The organism is Pseudomonas sp. IT-196MI5 (assembly GCF_949767415.1).
GTDB lineage: Bacteria > Pseudomonadota > Gammaproteobacteria > Pseudomonadales > Pseudomonadaceae > Aquipseudomonas.
In genome coordinates, this window is sequence record NZ_CATKPZ010000011.1 from 28781 (window position 1) to 47841 (window position 19061).

Below are 19061 nucleotides of genomic sequence, written 5' to 3' on the forward strand. Positions count from 1 at the left end.
CGATTTCAGGCTTTTTTCAACCAGTAGCGGTAAACACCCGCGTCATCTTCTTCACGAAGCAGGGTATGACCGGCCAATCGGGCAAAGGTGCGAAAGTCGCGCTGCGAACCCGCATCGGTGGCGATGACCTTGAGCACCGCACCACTGGCCAGCCGGTTGAGCTCCATCTTGGCCTTGAGCAACGGCAACGGGCAATTCAGGCCGCTGGCGTCCAGTTCAACGTCATGCTCTACAGCGTCGGTCATTGCATCACTCCGGGTCAGATGGTTGAGTTGCCTAGAATATCTGGTCGCAACGCCGGTGTCCGGCTACAGTAAGGTCTTTGTCGACTAAGGCTTTGTGCATGACATTTTTGCGCCCTACCCTGCTGACGCTCGCTTGCCTGCTCGCCTCACCGGGCTTCGCCGACGACCTGCCGTCACTCGGCGACGCCAGTTCTGCCATTGTCTCGCCGCAACAGGAATACCAGCTCGGCCGCGCCTGGCTGGCCATGTTGCGCAGTCAGGTTCCACAGCTCAACGATCCGCAACTCAAGAATTACGTGGAATCCAGCGTCTACCGGCTGGTGGAGACCAGCCAGGTCACTGACCGGCGCCTGGAGTTCATCCTGATCAACAGCCCGCAGCTCAACGCCTTTGCGGCACCCGGCGGGATCGTCGGGGTCAACGGTGGCTTGTTCCTCTACGCCCAGACCGAAGGCGAATACGCTTCGGTACTGGCGCACGAACTGGCTCACTTGTCGCAACGCCACTTTGCCCGGGGCGTCGAAGCGCAGCAACGCATGCAAGTACCGATGATGGCTGCATTGCTGGCCGGCATCGTGGTTGCAGCCGCAGGTGGCGGTAACGCCGGGATTGCAGCCATTGCCGGCACACAGGCCGCAGCCATCCAGGAACAGCGGCGATTCTCCCGCCAGAACGAACAGGAAGCCGACCGTATCGGCATCCTCAATCTGGAAAAGGCCGGTTACGATCCCCGCTCGATGCCCAGCATGTTCGAGCGCCTGGGGCGTCAGTACCGCTACGATGCCAAGCCACCGGAATTTCTGCTGACTCACCCGGTCACCGAGTCGCGTATCGCCGACACCCGCAACCGCGCCGAACAGTTTCCAGCGGGAGGTATCGAAGACAGCATGCGCTACCAACTGATCCGCGCACGCGTCCAACTGATCTATGAAGAAACCCCGGGGCTTGGCGCCAAGCGCTTCCGCGCCCAGCTCGAGGAGAACCCGAAAAACGACGTGGCACGCTACGGCCTGGCGATTGCCCAGATCAAGGGCGGCCAACTGAACGAAGCACGGGAAAACCTCAAGCAATTGCTGGTCAAGGCACCCAACGAAATCATCTACAACCTGGCTCAGGTCGATCTGGACATCACCAACAATCGCCTGGCGGATGCCCAGTCCCGGGTGGACCGGTTGATGGGCCAATACGCTGGCAACTACCCGCTGAACCAGATTCGAGTCGACCTGCTACTCAAGCAGAACCGTACTGCGGATGCGGAAAAAGCCCTCGAAGGCCTGCTCAAGTCCCGCCCGGATGATCCGGACGTGTGGTATCAGGTTGCCGAGACACGCGGCCTGTCGGGCAATATCATCGGCCTGCATCAGGCTCGCGCCGAATACTTTGCACTGGTCGGGGACTATAAACAGGCCATTCAGCAACTGGACTTCGCCAAACGCAAGGCCGGCACGAACTTCCCGCTGTCTTCGCGGATCGACGCACGGCAACGTGAGCTGATGGAACAAGAGCGCATGATCAAGGACATGATGGGCTGACGCCCCCCCCGCCCCCGGAAACAAAAAGTCCGGACACAAAAAAACCGCCCCTTAGGAGGCGGTTTTTTATTCAGCGGGCTACCGGATTACTCAGCCAGCTTGAAGGTGATGAAGCTCGCTCGACCCTGACGCAGTACCCGCATCGACACCGAGCGGTTCTTTGGCAGCGCCTTGGCGATGTCCGCGAACTCCTTGGTGGAACCAATGGCCTGGTTGTTCAGGTGGGTGATCACATCACCCGGCTGCAGGCCGATCATGGCGGCAGGACCATCCTGCACATCCTTGATCATCACACCGCCTTTGAGGTCATAGGTTTTCTTCTGCTCGTCAGTCAACTCGACCACAGAAACACCGAGGCGATTGCTGCTGCGCTCGATGCTGGATTTTGGTTCGGCATCCAGCTCTTTGGCTTCTTCCGGAATTGCACCGACGGTCAGCTCGACTTTCTTGCGCTTGCCGTCACGAATCACTTCCAGATTGGCTTTTGCACCCGCCTTCAACGCACCAACGAGATGCGGCAAGTCGGCCGACATGACGATTGGCTGACCGTTCATGCTCAGGATCACGTCGCCGACTTGCAGGCCACCTTTGGCAGCCGGGCCATCATCCTGGATCTGGGCAACCAGCGCACCCGCCGGCTTCTCCAGACCGAACGACTCGGCCAGGTCCTTGCTCACTTCCTGAATCACGACACCCAGCCAGCCACGGCTGACTTTTCCACCGGATTTCAGCTGATTGGAAACATCCATGGCCACGTCGATCGGGATCGCAAACGACACCCCCATGAAGCCACCGGAGCGGGTGTAGATCTGCGAGTTGATCCCGACCACCTCACCGTTCAGGTTGAACAGCGGGCCGCCCGAGTTACCCGGGTTGATCGGCACGTCGGTCTGGATGAACGGTACATAGTTTTCGTTCGGCAGACTGCGACCGACGGCACTGACGATGCCTTGGGTCACCGTGTGGTCAAAGCCGAATGGCGAACCAATCGCGACAACCCATTGGCCGGCCTTCAGGTCCTGGGATTTACCGAGCTTCAGCACTGGCAGATCCTTGCCTTCGATTTTCAGCAGCGCCACGTCGGAACGTGGATCGGTTCCGATCAGCTTGGCTTTCATTTCGCTGCGATCAGCCAGGCGGACGAGGATTTCGTCAGCATCGGCGATCACGTGGTTGTTGGTCAGGATATAGCCATCGGTAGAGATGATGAAACCCGACCCCAGGGAAGTTGCCTCGCGCTGACGGTCGCGAGGTGAACGCGATTGCGGCGGCATGCCTCGCTCGAAGAATTCGCGCAGCATTGGCGGCAAGCCTTCGAGGTCGGGCATTTGCTGGCTGACTTGGCGATCCGGCAGCTTTTGCGTGGTACTGATGTTCACGACTGCAGGCGAGGCCTGTTCGACCAGTTGCGTAAAGTCAGGCAATTCGACCGCTTGGGCGGTGACCGCCTGACCGAGCACCAGTACGGTGGCAATAATGGAAAGGTAGGACTTCAAGCGTGGTATCGACATACGGCTCCCGTTACGACGAGCATGGTTAAGCGATATGGAGCAAGGAACACCGGGAACAATACGCCGGTATTTTTGTTCCGGGAACAACAAACAAGGCCAGAGCCGAGGGACTCTGACCTATATGAAATTTACGGGATTTTAGCAAATTGAAATGCTCACGAAACATTTCGAATCCAGCTCACTGCTTGGTTGCAGCGGCGTCTGTGGTACGCATCGAAAGCGCTATCCGCTCAGCAGTACCGACCGGGATCTCACCGACGACGGTCACCATCATCTCACCCTGTGCCGTGGTCAAGCGCCGGGAAACCGCAACGGTCGGCCCCAACTGAGTACGGGTGTCGGTGACTGTTGCGCCATTCAACGGCTCGAGGAATACCGAAAAGCGCGTCAGGCCATCGTCATACATCAGGCTATTGACCTGGGTTTTGGTCTCCGGATCCTTGCGAGCGGTGCTGCTGGTCAGCTCGAAGCCGGGCGGCAGCCAGTCGGAGCGCCAGACCTGGGCAGACTTGACGGCAGAAGCCTTGTCACTTTCGAGATTGACGGGCTTGCAATCATTACTGGCCTGCAGGTCTTTTTCGGAAGGAACGTCAGCGGTATCCAGTCGCGTAAACTGGAAGCGCTCCAACAACCGTCCCTTGTCGTCCAATAACAAAGACTTCAGAGGCAGGCCGGTTTCTTTATCAAGATGCAGTTCAAAACCGTAGCGGTGTTGATCGCGGGGTGTCAGCGATACGATCACCGCGGAACGCCCGGCGACACGCGACTTGCCGATGACAGCGAGGTCATACCAATTCTTGAGCTTTTGAGGATCGAGTGCACGGGCCGCGGAGTTCGGGGAGTCCCCAAGCCCTGCTATCAGCGTGCCACTGACGCATTGGGTTTGCCCATCAATGCGAACGACTTCCTGAGCGGGACCGTCGAGCTGGATCAAACGCTCGCGGACCTTTCCATCCTGGACACGGTGCCAGATGTTATGGGTAGAAAAACTACCGTTACGCTCGTAGACGAAAGTACCCTGAAAGCTTTGCTGTTGCTCTGCCTGGCCCAGGCGGGTCAACCAGTCCTGGGCATCATCGGCTTGGGCTGGAACGATGAACCAGCCGCTGAGCAGAAGCGAAAGTAGAGGTATGGCGCGCATGGTCCTCCTTAACGGTTTTCCAGACTTGCGGCACGAGCGTACGGCAGAGCGCTCTCAGTGCCTTTCAGTGCAGCCTGTTGAGCATGTTGGCGCAAATAGCCTGGCAGACGCTGATCGTGCCAGCCTGGCTGACCTTGCAATACACCGCTGGCCATGGGCCCAGTAGCTTCCGAACCCTCATTGTAGCCTGCCAGAACAGCAGGGCCTTTTACTTGAGGAGCGGCCAGTGCGGGTTGACTGGATTGCTGGGCCAGTTCGACGCCGGCGATCTCATCCTGGTTGTACAGACGCACACCGGCCAGCACCGCCAGGGTCACGGAAGCTGCGACCGCCAGACGCCCAAGGCTGCGCCATGGACCACGGGAAGGTTTTGCCGGTACGGCTTCATCAGCCAGGGCAGCAGAAACAGCCGCAGCGATGTCCAGACGAGGAAGCAGCAGATCCTTGTGCATCACTGCCCGAGCGATCTGATAACGAGCCCAGGTTTCACGGGTTTCAACATCGTCGCAGGCATTCAATACCCGACGCAATTCCAATTCGTCCGCTTCGTTATCCATCACTGCGGACAGCGATTCCTGCAGGGCTTCACGACTCATGGCGTTCCTCTCTTGGCTGTCGCCGCTGTCTTCAGTTTTCCTGCAACAACGGCTGCAGGGCTTTGTCGATGGCCTCCCGGGCGCGGAAGATCCGGGAGCGCACGGTGCCTACCGGACATTGCATGACGCTCGCAATGTCCTCGTAACTCAGACCATCAAATTCACGTAAAGTTAAAGCCGTACGCAAATCTTCCGGCAGTTGCTGAATGGTTCGATGGACGGTGCCTTCAATCTCATCCCGCAGCAAAGCCCGTTCTGGCGACTCGAGATCCTTGAGGCCATGATCGCCATCGTAGAACTCTGCATCCTCGGAACTGACATCGCTATCCGGCGGCCGACGGCCGCGTGAAACCAGATAATTTTTCGCCGTGTTGATGGCGATGCGGTAAAGCCACGTATAAAACGCGCTGTCTCCGCGAAAGTTTCCAAGTGCACGGTACGCCTTGATAAAGGCTTCTTGTGCCACATCCTGGGCTTCATGGGTGTCGTGCACGAAACGCACGATCAACCCGAGAATTTTGTGCTGGTATTTCAGCACTAGCAGATCGAAAGCACGCTTGTCGCCGCGCTGAACGCGCTCGACCAGTTGCTGATCCTCTTCCTGGGTTAGCATGAACACTCCTCGATGAGCTCGGAGGAGGCTTGCAGAAGTAAACCACCAGACTTGCAAACATAGACTCGGGCTTTTCGCAAAAGTTCTCCCCCTCCAGGCAAGTTTCCTGCGGGCGCTGATTTGGCACGCACGAAAAGCGCAGCACGAGTTGACCCGGCTGCGCGGATAATCTTGTCATCGGACTCTTCGGCAAGGATCGCACCGCAATCCCGCACTGAAGCCGACACTGTCCCTTGTTTCGGGCAACCGTCTATTGATCTTGGCCCGCTGGCAAAAGTTCCAAATATTTATAGCTGTACCGACCCGACATTGTGCAACTGTGAAGGGAAAAAGACTGTTAAATCGGCGATACAGTCATTCTCGCGCTCAACGGGCAGAAAAACATCCGACGAAGCGACCGATATTTTCCGTCACACTAGTTTCACAATGCCATGCCAGCTCGGGTATTGTGCCGCTCCCCCCCTCTATATACTAGTGGGCGTGCGGCTGCTTTGACTCGCCAGTCCAGCTGCGCCACCCCCGACCCGGGTCGCTTTGAGCGGAATCCTGAAATGAGCCAACAGTTTCAACACGATGTTCTGGTAATTGGCAGCGGTGCTGCCGGCTTGAGCCTTGCGCTGACCTTGCCCGGTCATTTGCGCATTGCCGTTCTGAGCAAGGGCAACCTCGCCAATGGCTCGACGTTCTGGGCCCAGGGCGGCGTTGCGGCCGTCCTGGATGATACCGATACCGTTGAATCCCATGTCGATGACACGCTCAATGCCGGCGGCGGCCTGTGCCATGAGGACGCTGTGCGCTTTACCGTCGAGCACAGCAAGGAAGCCATTCAGTGGCTGATCGACCAGGGCGTGCCCTTTACCCGCGATGAACAGTCGGGCAACGAAGATGGCGGCTTCGAGTTCCACCTGACCCGCGAGGGCGGCCACAGCCATCGGCGCATCATCCACGCCGCCGATGCCACGGGTGCAGCCATTTTCACAACCCTGCTCGATCAGGCCAGGAAACGGCCGAACATCGAACTGCTGGAACAGCGGGTGGCGGTTGACCTGATCACGGAGAAACGCCTGGGCCTGGAAGGTGATCGCTGCCTCGGTGCTTATGTGCTCAATCGCGGTACCGGCGAAGTCGACACCTATGGCGCCCGTTTTGTGATTCTCGCCTCCGGTGGTGCGGCCAAGGTTTACCTGTACACCAGTAACCCCGACGGCGCCTGCGGCGATGGCATCGCCATGGCCTGGCGCTCGGGCTGCCGGGTGGCGAACCTGGAGTTCAATCAGTTCCACCCCACTTGCCTGTATCACCCGCAAGCCAAGAGCTTCCTGATCACCGAAGCCCTGCGAGGCGAAGGCGCCCACCTGAAGCTGCCCAACGGTGAGCGCTTCATGCAACGCTTCGATCCACGGGCAGAGTTGGCGCCACGGGACATCGTCGCCCGGGCCATCGACCATGAAATGAAGCGCCTGGGCGTCGATTGCGTCTATCTGGACATCAGCCACAAGCCCGAAGCTTTCATCAAGACGCACTTCCCGACGGTGTACGAACGCTGCCTGGAATTTTCCATCGACATCACCAGGCAACCGATTCCGGTGGTCCCGGCAGCGCACTACACCTGCGGTGGTGTGATGGTCGATCAACAGGGCCGCACCGACGTGCCGGGTCTGTACGCCATTGGCGAAACCAGTTTCACCGGCCTGCACGGCGCCAACCGCATGGCCAGCAACTCGCTGCTTGAATGTTTCGTTTATGCCCGCTCGGCGGCCGCAGACATTCTCGAACAGCTGCCCCGAATTTCGATGCCCGCCCCCCTTCCCGCCTGGGATGCGAGCCAGGTCACCGATTCCGATGAAGACGTGATCATTGCGCACAACTGGGATGAATTGCGGCGATTCATGTGGGACTACGTCGGCATCGTGCGCACCAACAAGCGTCTGCAACGGGCGCAACACCGCGTGCAATTGCTGCTGGATGAAATCGACGAGTTCTACAGTAACTACAAGGTCAGCCGGGATTTGATCGAGCTGCGCAACCTGGCGCAAGTGGCCGAGCTGATGATTCTGTCAGCCATGGAGCGCAAGGAAAGCCGTGGCCTGCATTACACCCTCGACTACCCGAACCTGTTGCCGGTCGCGCTGGACACTATTCTGGTGCCGCCCACCTACGTCGGCTGAATTTGAGCCGGACCCGCAGGCGTCGGTGTACATCCGCCGCCTGCGCATCCCGGGGCACGCAAATGGCCCGGACCCGGCGCTCACCACGTAGTCGAAAACGCAGTACCACCACCAACGGCAGCGCCAGGCTGTCCGGTCTCAGTTGCACGGGCTGCCAACCCTTGGCCCGACTCCACAATTGCCAGCCATCGGCATCACGGCGCAAGCCGCAAAAGGCCTGCGGGTGCGTCAACAAGATTTGCCGGGGCAACAGCCAGACTCCGTGAGCCGCGCACAGCGCAACGCCGAGCAAACTGGCCCAGAGCGGAATTGACAGTAAACACAACGAGCCCAACGCGAACAGCTGGGCCAGAAGATACGCCGCCAGCAACTGCCGAGAGGCATGCCAGCGGCATTCGAACGAATTACTTGGGCTGGACACGATCCAGGATCATGCGAACCATGCGTTGCAGCTCAGGATCTTCGGATTCGTTGCGTTCCATGAACCAACCGAACATGTCCTGATCTTCGCATTCGAGCAACCTGACGTAGCAGGCGCGATCAACCTCGTTGAGGTGCTGGTAAACCTCTTTCACAAACGGTACCAGCAGCACGTCAAGCTCAAGCATGCCGCGGCGGCTGTGCCAGTAGAGGCGGTTCAGTTCAACATCTTCGACCATGGAGCGCTCCTCAAATAGGCCGCAAGTATACAGGCCCGCGCCCCGTCGAACAGTCGGCTTTGGTCGGGCACTGGTGATCCTTTGTGAACTACCCATTTCGAAGGCGCCCCCTTATGATGTCCGCCAGACTCTTTACCCTGCGATGACCCATGGCCGATTCTGCTTTTTTCTGCACCCTTTCACATGAAGGTGTTCTCGCGGTCCGCGGCGCGGACGCCAGCAAATTCCTGCAAGGCCAACTGACCTGCAATCTCAACTACCTGAGCGATTCCCGGGCCAGCCTCGGTGCACGCTGCACCCAGAAAGGCCGGATGCAATCGAGTTTCCGCATCCTGCTCGAGAGTGACGGCGTGGTCCTGGCCATGGCCACCGAATTGCTCGAACCGCAATTGGCGGACCTGAAAAAATACGCGGTGTTTTCCAAGTCGAAACTGACCGACGAAAGTGCCGCCTGGGTCCGCTTCGGCGTCGACCATGGCGACGCTGCACTGGTCAGCCTCGGTCTGGACCTGCCGGCAGAAACCGACAGCGTCGTGCGCAACGATGGGCTGATCGCCATCCGTGTCTCGCCGCAACGCGCCGAGTTGTGGGTTACCGCCGGTCAAGCCGATGTGGTCAAAGGCAAGCTATCGGCGGTGCTGAGCGAAGGCGATCTGAATCAATGGCTGCTGGGCCAGGTCCGCGCAGGGATCGGCCAGGTCATGCCCGGCACCCGCGAGTTGTTCATCCCGCAGATGCTCAACCTGCAAGCGGTCGGTGGCGTGAGTTTCAAGAAAGGTTGCTACACCGGGCAGGAAATCGTCGCGCGCATGCAATACCTGGGCAAACTCAAGCGCCGTTTGTATCGCCTGCAACTGACGGCCAGCGAACTGCCTGAACCGGGTACCGCGCTGTTTTCCCCGACCCACGGCAGTTCCATTGGCGAAGTGGTGCTGGCTGCCCGCGCCGGGCAGAACATTGAGCTCCTGGCGGTGTTGCAAGCCGAAGCAGCAGACAGTGGAGACATCCACCTGGGCGCGCTCGAAGGGCCGTCCCTGCAGCTGCTCGACCTGCCTTATGAACTGGACCGCGATCGCGAAATCCAGCAATAACGGCAGCACTTGGCGCGACACCTAGAGAGACTAAATGAGCGAACTGGCGGAAAAGGTCCAAAAGGATTTGGTTGAGGCCATCAATAACGATGACCTGGTTCTGCCAACGTTACCGGAAGTGGCCCTGCAGATTCGCAAGGCCGCAGAAAACCCGGAAGTCAGCGTCAGCACCCTGAGCAAAGTGATCGGCCGCGATACCGCGCTGTCGGCACGCCTGATCAAAGTGGTCAACAGCCCACTGTTGCGCGCGACCCAGGAAGTGACCGATCTGCATACCGCGATCACCCGCCTGGGCATCAACTACAGCTGCAATCTGGCGATCGGCCTGGTCATGGAGCAGATTTTCCATGCCCGCTCCGACGTGGTCGAACAGAAGATGCGCGATGTCTGGCGTAAAAGCCTGGAAATCGCCGGCGTCAGCTACGCCTTGTGCCGCCGCCATACCCGACTCAAGCCCGATCAGGCGGCCCTTGGCGGGCTGGTGCATCAGATCGGCGTGCTGCCGATCCTGACCTACGCCGAAGATCACTACGAACTGCTGTCCGACCCGGTCAGCCTCAACCATGTGATCGACCAGATTCATCCGCTGATCGGCGAAAAACTGCTCAGGGTCTGGGAATTTCCCGACATGCTGGTGCAAGTGCCGCAGCTGTACCTGAATTTCAAACGCCAGTCTGCGCAGGTCGATTATGTGGATCTGGTGCAGGTGGCCAGTCTGTATTGCCACAAAGACACTGACCATCTGATCTCGCGCATCGATCCCTTCAGCGTGCCCGCTTTCGTCAAGCTAGGGATCGATCCGGACGACAAGGCGATGTGTGCCGATCTGGAAGAAATGCGCTCGATGCTTTACTGATCATTGTGGCGAGGGGGCTTGTCGGAATGCCGCACCACCCCGTTCGGCTGCGCAGCAGTCGTAAATCATGACTATGCGGTGTGCCTGGCTTACACGGTCGCAGGTTTTGGGGCAGCTTCGCAGCCCAACGGGGGCAAGCCCCCTCGCCACAGTGGGAATATTCATTCCCCCGCAACAAAACTCACCCGCACCTTCAACCCTGCGTGCTCGCCATCATGCAGGCTGATCTGCGCCAGATGCGCGCGGCAGATCTCACCGACAATCGCCAACCCCAACCCTGAACCGGCCACTTGCTGATTGCGTCGGTAAAACCGCTCGAATACCCGATCGCGCTCCTCAAGAGGAATGCCGGGGCCATCGTCTTCGACTTCCAGCACGGCGGGCGCCGAAACGCGCAAAATCACGTTGCCACCCGGCGGCGTGTGAGCCAGTGCGTTATCCACCAGATTGCTCAGCAGTTCGTTCAATAATGTCGGCTCGCCCCGCAACCAGACGGGTTCATCCGCTTCCAGCGCCAGCGCGATGCCGCGCTTGTGGGCCAGCGGCGCCATGGCCATGCCCAGGTCCCGAGCCAACTGACTGAGGTCGAGTAACTGTGCGCCGCCCTCGGCAATCGCCCGGGCGCCATTTTCGACCCGTGCCATGGAAAGCAACTGATTGGCCAGATGGGTCAAGCGATCAGTGCCTTGGGCGGCGGTTTCCAGCGTGCTGCGCCAGGTTTCGGGCTCGACTGAGCGCATGCCCAGTTCCAGTCGTGCCTTGAGCGCCGCCAGCGGTGTGCGCAGTTCGTGGGCGGCATCGGCGATGAATTGCGCCTGTTTCTCGAACTGCCCGCGCAAGCGCTCGGTAAAGTGATTGAGGGCGCGCACCAGCGGCCACAATTCGCGCTGCACTTCCACCAATGGCAAGGGCCGCAGATCGTCCGGTTGACGCTCCTCCACTGCCGTGCGCAAGCGCTCCAGCGGGCGCAACGCGGCACTCACCGCGAACCACACCAACATCAAGGCCCCACCCGCCAGCATGCCCAGGCGCAGCAAAGTATCTGTCGCCAGACTGCGGGCCATGCTGACACGCGCTTCATCGGTTTCCGCCACGCGGATTTCCGCCATGCCGTTCATGTTCGGCTCGCTCACGGGCTTGAGCAGGCTCACCACGCGCACATTCTGCCCGCGGTACTGGGCGTTGTAGAAACGTGCCAGTGCCGGGTAGTCATCGGTGCGCGGCGTTCCCGGCGGCGGCGCGGGCAGGTTTTCGTAACCGGAAATCAGCTTCTGATTGATGTCGTTGACCAGGTAGAAAATCCGCCCGGCGCTGTCGTAGGCGAAGGTATCGAGGGCGACATAAGGCACGTCGAGGCTGAGGCTCCCATCGTGCTCGGACAGGCCTGCGGCAATGGTCCGCGCCGAGGCGAGCAAAGTCCGGTCATAGGCCGTGTCGGCCGCTTCACGACCGTTCCAGTAGGCGCTCAAACCACTGGCCAGCATCAATACCACCAGCAACAGCGCCAGGTTCCACAACAACCGCCAGCGCAGGCTGCTGGGCTTATGCATCGCGGCTTTCCAGCAAGTAACCGAGGCCGCGGAAGGTCACGATGGCAACCGGCTGGCCATCGAGTTTCTTGCGCAGCCGGTGCACGTAGATTTCGATCGCATCGGGGCTGGCCTCTTCATCGAGACCGAACACTTGCGACGCCAATTGCTCCTTGCTCATCACCCGACCGGGGCGCGCGATCAGGGCTTCGAGTACGGCTTGCTCGCGGGAAGTCAGGGTCAGCAATTCTTCGCCGAGGGTGAAGCGACGGGTTTCCAAGTCATAGGCCAGCACTCCGCAACGCTGAATGCGTTCACCGCCCAGCACGCTGCGGCGCAACAAGGCTTTGACCCGGGCTTCGAGTTCGGTCAGCTCGAACGGCTTGGCCAGGTAGTCGTCGGCGCCGAGGTTCAGGCCGTGGACCCGGTCCTTGACGTCGCTGCGGGCGGTCAGCATCAACACCGGCAGGTTCTTGCCCCGCGCCCGCAATCGCGCCAGCACTTCGAAGCCATCCATGCGCGGCAAGCCGACGTCGAGGATCGCCATGGCGTACTCCTCGCTGCCCAGCGCCAGGTCGGCTGCCACGCCATCGTGCAGAACGTCCACGGTCAGCCCGGTGCTCTTGAGCGCCTGGGCGACACTTTCGGCGAGCTGCAGATGGTCTTCGACGAGCAGGACACGCATGAATCTTTACCTCATTCAGGGATGGTCGACGCCATTCTTTGGCGCGGAGTTTACAGCGGCATCCGTCGCTGTGAAGCCCGAAAAATCGTGAAAGTCTTCTGAAAGGTTAGCGAAAGGTTAGCCCGTTAGAGTCGGACCACGGACAGTTTCGACTGCCGTCGCTGCAGCCACACAGCGATACGAAAAACGCCTCGAAGCGTTTTCGACAAATAAGAACAATAAACGGAGTAAGTCATCCATGCAGTCCCTGCAGACCCAGGCTATCGCGCCTGCCCGCCTCTCCCGTTTCAGCCACACCGCGCTTGCCAGCGCTGCCGCCCTTGCCGGTTTTTCACCGTTGAGCCAGGCCGCATTCTTCGACGACAGCTCGGCGACTTTCGAAACCCGCAACATGTACTTCAATCGCGATTATCGCGACGGCACCAGTGCCCAACAGTCCAAGCGTGATGAGTGGGCCCAGGGCTTCATGCTCAATCTTAAATCAGGCTACACCGACGGCACCGTGGGGTTCGGTGTCGATGCGCTGGGCATGCTGGGGGTCAAGCTCGATTCGAGCCCGGACCGTACCGGTACCGGCCTGCTGCCGACCGACGATGGGCGAGCCGTGGACGAATACTCCAAACTCGGCCTGACCGGCAAAGTGAAAATCTCCGCCAGCGAGCTGAAGATCGGCACCCTGATTCCGGAACTGCCGATCCTCAAGCCCAACGACGGACGCATCCTGCCGCAGACCTTTGAAGGTGGCATGCTGACCTCCAAGGAGATCAAGAACCTGACCTTCACCGGCGGGCGTCTGGACAAGGCCAAGGATCGCGACAGCACCGACTTCGAGGACATTGCCCTCAACAACAAGAACGGCCGTTTCGCTGGCACCGTGGCCGGCAAGCACTTCGACTTTGGCGGCGTGGACTACAAGCTCACCGACAAAATCACCGGCAGCTACCACTTCGCGCAACTCGATGAAGTCTACAACCAGCATTATCTCGGGCTGGTTGCTTCGCAGCCGTTCGGCCCTGGCACCTTTGCCAGCGACCTGCGATTTGCCATCAGTGATGACCAGGGCGAGGCCCGTGGCGGCCCGATCGACAACAAGTCCCTCAACGGCCTGGTGAGTTACGCCTTGAGCGGGCACAAGTTCAGCGCGGGCTACCAGCACATGTCCGGCGACAGCGCGTTCCCCTATGTGGATGGCAGCGACCCGTACCTGGTGAACTTCGTGCAGATCAACGACTTTGCCGGCGCCCAGGAGCGCTCCTGGCAAGCGCGTTATGACTTCGACTTCGTCACTCTCGGCGTCCCCGGCCTGACCTTCATGAGCCGTTACGTGAGCGGTGACAACATCAAGCTCAAGAACGGTGACGAAGGCAAAGAGTGGGAACGCGACAGCGAAATTAAATATGTTGTACAAAGCGGCGCGCTCAAGGATGTCGCCGTGCGCCTGCGCAATGCCACCTACCGTTCCAACTACTCCGCTCGCGATGCCGATGAAGTGCGTCTGCTGGTGAGCTATAGCGTTGCCCTTTGGTAATTCAGTACGTCAATAACAACAACTCCCTAGGAGACTTGAATGAACCTGTCAATGCGTAAACTAGCCCTCGCCGCCAGCGTCCTGCTGCTCACCGGCCAAGCGCTCGCCGAACCCAAACGTCCGGAATGCATCGCCCCGGCCTCGCCCGGCGGTGGTTTCGACCTGACCTGCAAACTGGCGCAAAGCGCGCTGGTCAACGAAAAACTGCTGACCAAACCGATGCGCGTGACCTACATGCCCGGTGGTGTCGGCGCGGTGGCGTACAACGCGGTGGTCGCCCAGCGTCCGGCCGATGCCGGCACCCTGGTGGCCTGGTCCAGCGGTTCGCTGCTGAACCTGGCCCAAGGCAAGTTCGGTCGTTTCGATGAAACCAACGTTCGCTGGCTGGCCGCCGTTGGCACCAGCTATGGCGCCATCGCGGTTAAAAGCGATTCGCCTTACAAGACTCTGGACGACCTCGTTCAGGCACTGAAGAAAGATCCGAGCAAAGTGGTGATCGGTTCCGGCGGCACTGTCGGCAGTCAGGACTGGATGCAGACCGCGCTGATCGCCAAGGCTGCCGGGATCAACCCGCGTGACCTGCGTTACGTCGCCCTCGAAGGCGGCGGTGAAATCGCCACCGCCCTGCTCGGTGGGCACATCCAGGTCGGCAGCACCGACATCTCCGACTCCATGCCGCACATCCAGAGCGGTGACATGCGATTGTTGGCAGTGTTCTCCGACAAGCGTCTGGACGAGCCGGAAATGAAGGACATCCCGACAGCACGTGAGCAAGGCTACGACATCGTCTGGCCAGTGGTGCGCGGCTTCTACCTCGGGCCAAAAGTCAGCGACGAAGACTATGCCTGGTGGAAAGCGGCCTTCGACAAACTGCTGGCCTCCGAAGACTTCGCCAAACTGCGCGATCAGCGCGAGCTCTTCCCGTTCGCCATGACCGGCCCGGAACTGGACACCTACGTGAAGAAGCAGGTTGCGGACTACAAAGTGCTGGCCAAAGAGTTCGGCCTGATCCAGTGATCGTCTCTGTCTAGCGGTTGCGGCTTCTTTTTGGCGGGCCGCAGCCCAGGAGTTCCCCATGCTCTTACAACGCATTTTCGCCTCGGTGCTGTTGCTGGCCTGTGTCGGCCTGGCACTGATGGCGTGGCCGTATCAAGCGGCTTTTTCCTACGAACCGGTGGGGCCTCGGGCCTTCCCGTTGTTGATGCTCGGCCTGATGGGCTCGGCACTGTTGTACATGGTATTTCGCCCTGCGCCGATCAAGCACAGTGATGACGAGCCGCCGCTGGACCGCGAAACCCTGACCAAGATCGGCATCTGCGTGGTGCTGTTGCTGGTGTTCGCCGGCACCTTCGAGCCGCTGGGTTTCATCGTCGCCAGCATCCTGATCGGCGTACCCATGGCCCGTCTGTATGGCGGTCGCTGGGTACCCAGCATCGTGATCATCAGCCTGATGGCCGTCGGCCTCTACCTGCTGTTCGACCACGTGATGGACGTACCGCTGCCCCTCGGCCTGCTCGACGTTCTGGAGAACTGATATGGATACTCTTGGCTATTTGGGTCAGGGCTTCGGCGTCGCGCTGAGCCCGTACAACCTGGTGACCGCACTGTGCGGCACCCTGATCGGCACCGTGGTCGGCCTGTTGCCGGGCCTGGGGCCGATCAACGGCGTGGCACTGCTGATCCCGATCGCATTCGCCCTCGGCCTGCCACCGGAGTCGGCACTGATCCTGCTGGCGGCGGTGTATCTGGGTTGCGAATACGGCGGCCGGATCAGCTCGATCCTGCTGAACATTCCGGGCGAAGCCTCTACCGTGATGACTACTCTCGATGGCTACCCGATGGCCCGCCAGGGCCTGGCCGGTGTCGCGCTGTCGCTGTCGGCATGGAGCTCATTCATCGGTGCCTTTATCGCGACCTGCGGCATGGTGCTGTTCGCCCCGCTGCTGGCGAAATGGGCGATTGCCTTCGGGCCGGCGGAATACTTTGTACTGATGGTGTTTGCAATTGTCTGTCTTGGCGGCATGGCCGGTGACCGTCCGTTGAAAACGTTCATCGCGGCGCTGATCGGCCTGTTCCTGTCGACCGTCGGCATCGACGCCAACAGCGGCGTGTATCGCTTCACCGGGGACAACATCCACTTGACCGACGGCATCCAGTTCGTCGTGCTGGTGCTCGGTCTGTTCTCCATCAGCGAAATCCTTCTGCTGCTGGAGAAAACCCATCACGGCCAGGAAGCGGTGAAAGCCACCGGGCGCATGATGTTCAACTTCAAGGAAGCGGCGTCGGTGTTCACGGTGAACATTCGTTGCGGCGTACTGGGTTTCATCATGGGCGTGTTGCCGGGTGCCGGCGCGACCCTGGCCAGTGCCGTGGCCTACATGACCGAGAAACGCATCGCCGGTGCCAGCGGTAAATTCGGTCAAGGTGACAAGCGCGGCCTCGCCGCCCCGGAAACCGCCATCGGTGGCGCGGCTTGCGGTGCGCTGGTGCCGATGCTGACCCTCGGCGTTCCAGGCTCCGGCACAACGGCGGTGATGATCGGCGCCCTGTCGCTGTACAACATCACCCCGGGCCCGTTGCTGTTCCAGGAACAACCCGACATCGTCTGGGGCCTGATCGCTTCGTTGTTCATCGCCAACGTGATGCTGGTGATCCTCAACATCCCGATGATCCGCGTGTTCACCCGCATCCTCGCGGTGCCGAACTGGGCACTGGTGCCGGTGATTGCGATCATTACCGGGATCGGCGTCTACGCCGTGCACGCCACCACCTTCGACCTGTTCCTGATGATCGGCATCGGCATCTTCGGCTACATCCTGCGCAAGCTGGACTTCCCGCTGTCGCCGGTATTGCTGGGCTTCATTCTCGGCGGCCTGATGGAACAGAACCTGCGCCGCGCCCTGTCGATTTCCAACGGTGCGCTGGAAATCCTCTGGTCGAGCCCGATCACCTTCGGTGTCTGGGTACTGACGGCGATCATGCTGTTGATGCCGATCCTGCGCATCTGGCGCAAACGTTCGGCCACGCAGCGCGCTATCGCCGATGTCTGATCGGTCCCCCTTCACACTCTGGTGGGGAACCCCGCTGGTCGGCCTGCTTGGCGGCTACCTCGCCAGCCAGGTCGGCTGGCCTTTGCCGTGGATGGTCGGCTCGTTGCTGGCGATCATCCTCGTGCGCTGCCTGACACCCTGGCAATTGGCCGAAATCCCTGGCGGCCGCAAGTGCGGCCAATGGATCGTCGGCATCGGTATCGGCCTGCACTTCACCCCGCTGGTGATGGAGCAGGTGCTGAGTCATTTCGGTCTGATCTTCTTCGGTGCGCTGGTCACCAGCCTGTCTGCCGTGGTCGGCGTGTGGCTGATGCGCCGCACCGGTGAAGACCGCGCCACGGCGTTCTTTTCCAGCATGCCCGGTGGTTCCGGGGAGATGGTCAACCTCGGCGCCCGCAATGGTGCGGTGCTTAGCCGTGTGGCGGCAGGCCAGAGTTTGCGGGTGTTGGTGGTGGTTCTGTGCGTACCGGCTGCCTTCAAGTATCTGTTGGGCGACGGAGCGCCGATTTCCCATGTTGGCAGCATCGATTGGCGCTGGTTGGCGGTATTGTTTCCTGCTGGCGCGTTGGCCGCCTGGATCTGGGAACGCCTGCATCAACCCAACCCCTGGCTGTTCGGGCCGTTGCTGGTCAGCGCGGCAGTCAGCATCGGCTGGGATCTGCACATCGGTTTGCCCAACGGCGGTAGCCAGATCGGCCAATGGTTGATCGGCAGCGGTCTGGGCTGTCACTTCAACCGGCAGTTTTTCCGGCGTGCGCCATCGTTCATGGGCCGCACCTTGATCGGTACGGCGTTGACCATGCTGATCGCCACGGTGGCGGCATTGGGCTTGAGCGCGCTGACCCATCTGGACCTGCGTTCGCTGACGCTGGGCATGATGCCGGGCGGGATTGCGGAGATGAGCCTTACGGCGGAGACCCTGCAACTGTCGGTGCCGCTGGTGACGGCGATGCAGGTAATGCGGCTGTTGTTTGTGCTGTTTCTGGCGGAGCCGTTGTTCAAGTACTGGAACCGGAATCCGGATTCAGTCTGATGGACCGAGCTGCCTTCATCGCGAGCAGGCTCACTCCTACAGGGGAATGCATTTTCCTGTAGGAGTGAGCCTGCTCGCGATGGGGCCGGTCCAGTCAGCACATCAAACCGGTGGCAACCGCCACTCGATCGGCGTCTCGCCGTTCTGTTCCAGAAACTTGTTGGTCCGGCTGAAGTGCCCGCAACCGAGGAAGCCGCGATAGGCCGACAGCGGTGACGGGTGCACCGAGGTCAACACCAGATGCTTGGTGGCATCGATCAACTTCTGCTTGCTCTGGGCATGGGCGCCCCACAGCATGAATACCAGGTGCGGTTGCTGTTGGCTGACCACTTCAATGACCCGATCGGTGAAAAGCTGCCAGCCCTTGTCCTTGTGCGCATTGGCGTTGGCGCGCTCGACGGTCATGGTGGTGTTGAGCATCAGTACGCCCTGATCGGCCCAGCTCTGCAGGTAGCCATGGTTGGGGATGTCGATGTTCAGGTCGCGCTTGAGCTCTTTGTAGATGTTCACCAGCGACGGCGGCGCCGGCACGCCGGGTTGCACCGAAAAGCACAAACCATGGGCCTGGCCCGGGCCGTGATAAGGATCCTGACCGAGGATCACCACCTTGACCTTGTCCAGCGGCGTGGAATTGAGCGCATTGAAGATCATCGGCCCCGGCGGATAGATCTCCTTGCCAGCCGCCCGCTCCTGTTGCAGGAAGTTTCGCAATTCTGCCATGTAGGGCTGGTCGAATTCGGCACGCAGTGCCTCCTTCCAGCCCGGTTCGAGTTTGATACGGTCGTCAGCAGTCATGGTTACATCCGGCAAAAACAATGGGGCGA

At 60.3% G+C, this 19061-nt stretch carries 19 protein-coding genes; 9 read left to right on the forward strand and 10 right to left on the reverse strand.

All coding sequences use genetic code 11. From position 1 onward, the window contains the following. Positions 1-5: 5 nt before the first annotated feature. Positions 6-245 (reverse strand): sulfurtransferase TusA family protein, encoded by a 240-nt coding sequence (locus tag ACM6IK_RS07650; protein ID WP_007996208.1) that lies wholly within the window; start codon positions 243-245, stop codon positions 6-8. 98 nt (positions 246-343) lie between these two features. Between ACM6IK_RS07650 and ACM6IK_RS07655 the strand changes: the two genes are divergently transcribed. Beyond that, positions 344-1777, forward strand: coding sequence for a M48 family metalloprotease (locus ACM6IK_RS07655; RefSeq protein ID WP_414873830.1), 1434 nt, complete (start codon positions 344-346; stop codon positions 1775-1777). An 86-nt stretch (positions 1778-1863) separates the two neighbouring features. On the opposite strand, the gene ACM6IK_RS07660 is transcribed toward ACM6IK_RS07655, so the two are convergent. The 4 genes from ACM6IK_RS07660 to rpoE all read right to left on the reverse strand — a co-directional run bounded on the left by ACM6IK_RS07660 (position 1864) and on the right by rpoE (position 5638). Continuing rightward, positions 1864-3288, reverse strand: a complete 1425-nt coding sequence (locus tag ACM6IK_RS07660) for a DegQ family serine endoprotease (RefSeq protein WP_414873831.1) — start codon at positions 3286-3288, stop codon at positions 1864-1866. 178 nt (positions 3289-3466) lie between these two features. After that, on the reverse strand, positions 3467-4429 hold the full coding sequence (locus tag ACM6IK_RS07665; RefSeq protein WP_414873832.1) for a MucB/RseB C-terminal domain-containing protein: 963 nt from the start codon (positions 4427-4429) through the stop codon (positions 3467-3469). A gap of 8 nt (positions 4430-4437) precedes the next feature. Further along, positions 4438-5025, reverse strand: a complete 588-nt coding sequence (locus ACM6IK_RS07670) for a sigma-E factor negative regulatory protein (protein ID WP_414873833.1) — start codon at positions 5023-5025, stop codon at positions 4438-4440. Between the two features lie 31 nt (positions 5026-5056). After that, positions 5057-5638, reverse strand: coding sequence for an RNA polymerase sigma factor RpoE (gene rpoE / locus ACM6IK_RS07675; protein WP_003172477.1), 582 nt, complete (start codon positions 5636-5638; stop codon positions 5057-5059). 551 nt (positions 5639-6189) lie between these two features. Here rpoE and nadB point away from each other — a divergent pair. Next, positions 6190-7806: an L-aspartate oxidase gene (gene nadB, locus ACM6IK_RS07680; protein WP_414873834.1), complete on the forward strand. Its 1617-nt coding sequence runs from the start codon at positions 6190-6192 to the stop codon at positions 7804-7806. Here nadB and ACM6IK_RS07685 read toward each other — a convergent pair. Further along, a complete protein-coding gene (locus tag ACM6IK_RS07685; protein WP_414873835.1) occupies positions 7775-8227 on the reverse strand; it encodes a protein YgfX in 453 nt (150 codons plus the stop codon). The genes nadB and ACM6IK_RS07685 overlap by 32 nt on opposite strands. After that, positions 8211-8465 carry a succinate dehydrogenase assembly factor 2 gene (locus ACM6IK_RS07690; protein WP_108216825.1) on the reverse strand — a complete coding sequence of 85 codons (255 nt, stop codon included), beginning with the start codon at positions 8463-8465 and terminating at the stop codon, positions 8211-8213. Before ACM6IK_RS07690 ends, ACM6IK_RS07685 begins: the two co-directional genes overlap by 17 nt. 149 nt (positions 8466-8614) lie before the next feature. Here ACM6IK_RS07690 and ACM6IK_RS07695 point away from each other — a divergent pair, with 149 nt between their 5' ends. Next, positions 8615-9556 (forward strand): YgfZ/GcvT domain-containing protein, encoded by a 942-nt coding sequence (locus tag ACM6IK_RS07695; protein WP_414873836.1) that lies wholly within the window; start codon positions 8615-8617, stop codon positions 9554-9556. 34 nt (positions 9557-9590) lie between these two features. After that, the gene (locus ACM6IK_RS07700; protein WP_414873837.1) at positions 9591-10412 is read left to right on the forward strand and encodes an HDOD domain-containing protein; all 822 of its coding nucleotides are present in this window, start codon (positions 9591-9593) and stop codon (positions 10410-10412) included. Between the two features lie 161 nt (positions 10413-10573). Here ACM6IK_RS07700 and ACM6IK_RS07705 read toward each other — a convergent pair whose 3' ends face one another. Then, positions 10574-11962, reverse strand: coding sequence for a sensor histidine kinase N-terminal domain-containing protein (locus tag ACM6IK_RS07705; protein WP_414873838.1), 1389 nt, complete (start codon positions 11960-11962; stop codon positions 10574-10576). Continuing rightward, entirely contained in the window at positions 11955-12626 is a 672-nt protein-coding gene (locus tag ACM6IK_RS07710) for a response regulator (protein WP_007979804.1), read from the reverse strand. The genes ACM6IK_RS07705 and ACM6IK_RS07710 overlap by 8 nt, the downstream gene beginning before the upstream one ends. Before the next feature lie 238 nt (positions 12627-12864). Between ACM6IK_RS07710 and ACM6IK_RS07715 the strand changes: the two genes are divergently transcribed. From ACM6IK_RS07715 to ACM6IK_RS07735, 5 genes are read left to right on the forward strand one after another with little or no spacing between them, the layout of a single operon-like run. Further along, positions 12865-14154 (forward strand): OprD family porin, encoded by a 1290-nt coding sequence (locus tag ACM6IK_RS07715; RefSeq protein ID WP_108216821.1) that lies wholly within the window; start codon positions 12865-12867, stop codon positions 14152-14154. A 39-nt stretch (positions 14155-14193) separates the two neighbouring features. Beyond that, the gene (locus tag ACM6IK_RS07720; protein WP_218430373.1) at positions 14194-15171 is read left to right on the forward strand and encodes a Bug family tripartite tricarboxylate transporter substrate binding protein; all 978 of its coding nucleotides are present in this window, start codon (positions 14194-14196) and stop codon (positions 15169-15171) included. A 58-nt stretch (positions 15172-15229) separates the two neighbouring features. After that, entirely contained in the window at positions 15230-15688 is a 459-nt protein-coding gene (locus ACM6IK_RS07725; protein WP_414873839.1) for a tripartite tricarboxylate transporter TctB family protein, read from the forward strand. Between the two features lies 1 nt (position 15689). Continuing rightward, positions 15690-17204: a tripartite tricarboxylate transporter permease gene (locus tag ACM6IK_RS07730; RefSeq protein WP_414873840.1), complete on the forward strand. Its 1515-nt coding sequence runs from the start codon at positions 15690-15692 to the stop codon at positions 17202-17204. After that, complete coding sequence (locus tag ACM6IK_RS07735; protein ID WP_414873841.1) at positions 17197-18237, forward strand: AbrB family transcriptional regulator; 1041 nt, start codon at positions 17197-17199, stop codon at positions 18235-18237. Before ACM6IK_RS07730 ends, ACM6IK_RS07735 begins: the two co-directional genes overlap by 8 nt. Before the next feature lie 102 nt (positions 18238-18339). Here ACM6IK_RS07735 and ung read toward each other — a convergent pair whose 3' ends face one another. Further along, a complete protein-coding gene (gene ung, locus ACM6IK_RS07740; RefSeq protein WP_414873842.1) occupies positions 18340-19032 on the reverse strand; it encodes a uracil-DNA glycosylase in 693 nt (230 codons plus the stop codon). Positions 19033-19061 lie beyond the last annotated feature (29 nt).

Bases quoted from the DNA above. Each gene is read 5' to 3' on its own strand.
- ACM6IK_RS07650 (WP_007996208.1), bottom strand. From the start codon at position 245: ATGACCGACGCTGTAGAGCATGACGTTGAACTGGACGCCAGCGGCCTG.
- ACM6IK_RS07655 (WP_414873830.1), top strand. From the start codon at position 344: ATGACATTTTTGCGCCCTACCCTGCTGACGCTCGCTTGCCTGCTCGCC.
- ACM6IK_RS07660 (WP_414873831.1), bottom strand. From the start codon at position 3,288: ATGTCGATACCACGCTTGAAGTCCTACCTTTCCATTATTGCCACCGTA.
- ACM6IK_RS07665 (WP_414873832.1), bottom strand. From the start codon at position 4,429: ATGCGCGCCATACCTCTACTTTCGCTTCTGCTCAGCGGCTGGTTCATC.
- ACM6IK_RS07670 (WP_414873833.1), bottom strand. From the start codon at position 5,025: ATGAGTCGTGAAGCCCTGCAGGAATCGCTGTCCGCAGTGATGGATAAC.
- rpoE (WP_003172477.1), bottom strand. From the start codon at position 5,638: ATGCTAACCCAGGAAGAGGATCAGCAACTGGTCGAGCGCGTTCAGCGC.
- nadB (WP_414873834.1), top strand. From the start codon at position 6,190: ATGAGCCAACAGTTTCAACACGATGTTCTGGTAATTGGCAGCGGTGCT.
- ACM6IK_RS07690 (WP_108216825.1), bottom strand. From the start codon at position 8,465: ATGGTCGAAGATGTTGAACTGAACCGCCTCTACTGGCACAGCCGCCGC.
- ACM6IK_RS07695 (WP_414873836.1), top strand. From the start codon at position 8,615: ATGGCCGATTCTGCTTTTTTCTGCACCCTTTCACATGAAGGTGTTCTC.
- ACM6IK_RS07700 (WP_414873837.1), top strand. From the start codon at position 9,591: ATGAGCGAACTGGCGGAAAAGGTCCAAAAGGATTTGGTTGAGGCCATC.
- ACM6IK_RS07705 (WP_414873838.1), bottom strand. From the start codon at position 11,962: ATGCATAAGCCCAGCAGCCTGCGCTGGCGGTTGTTGTGGAACCTGGCG.
- ACM6IK_RS07710 (WP_007979804.1), bottom strand. From the start codon at position 12,626: ATGCGTGTCCTGCTCGTCGAAGACCATCTGCAGCTCGCCGAAAGTGTC.
- ACM6IK_RS07715 (WP_108216821.1), top strand. From the start codon at position 12,865: ATGCAGTCCCTGCAGACCCAGGCTATCGCGCCTGCCCGCCTCTCCCGT.
- ACM6IK_RS07720 (WP_218430373.1), top strand. From the start codon at position 14,194: ATGAACCTGTCAATGCGTAAACTAGCCCTCGCCGCCAGCGTCCTGCTG.
- ACM6IK_RS07725 (WP_414873839.1), top strand. From the start codon at position 15,230: ATGCTCTTACAACGCATTTTCGCCTCGGTGCTGTTGCTGGCCTGTGTC.
- ACM6IK_RS07730 (WP_414873840.1), top strand. From the start codon at position 15,690: ATGGATACTCTTGGCTATTTGGGTCAGGGCTTCGGCGTCGCGCTGAGC.
- ACM6IK_RS07735 (WP_414873841.1), top strand. From the start codon at position 17,197: ATGTCTGATCGGTCCCCCTTCACACTCTGGTGGGGAACCCCGCTGGTC.
- ung (WP_414873842.1), bottom strand. From the start codon at position 19,032: ATGACTGCTGACGACCGTATCAAACTCGAACCGGGCTGGAAGGAGGCA.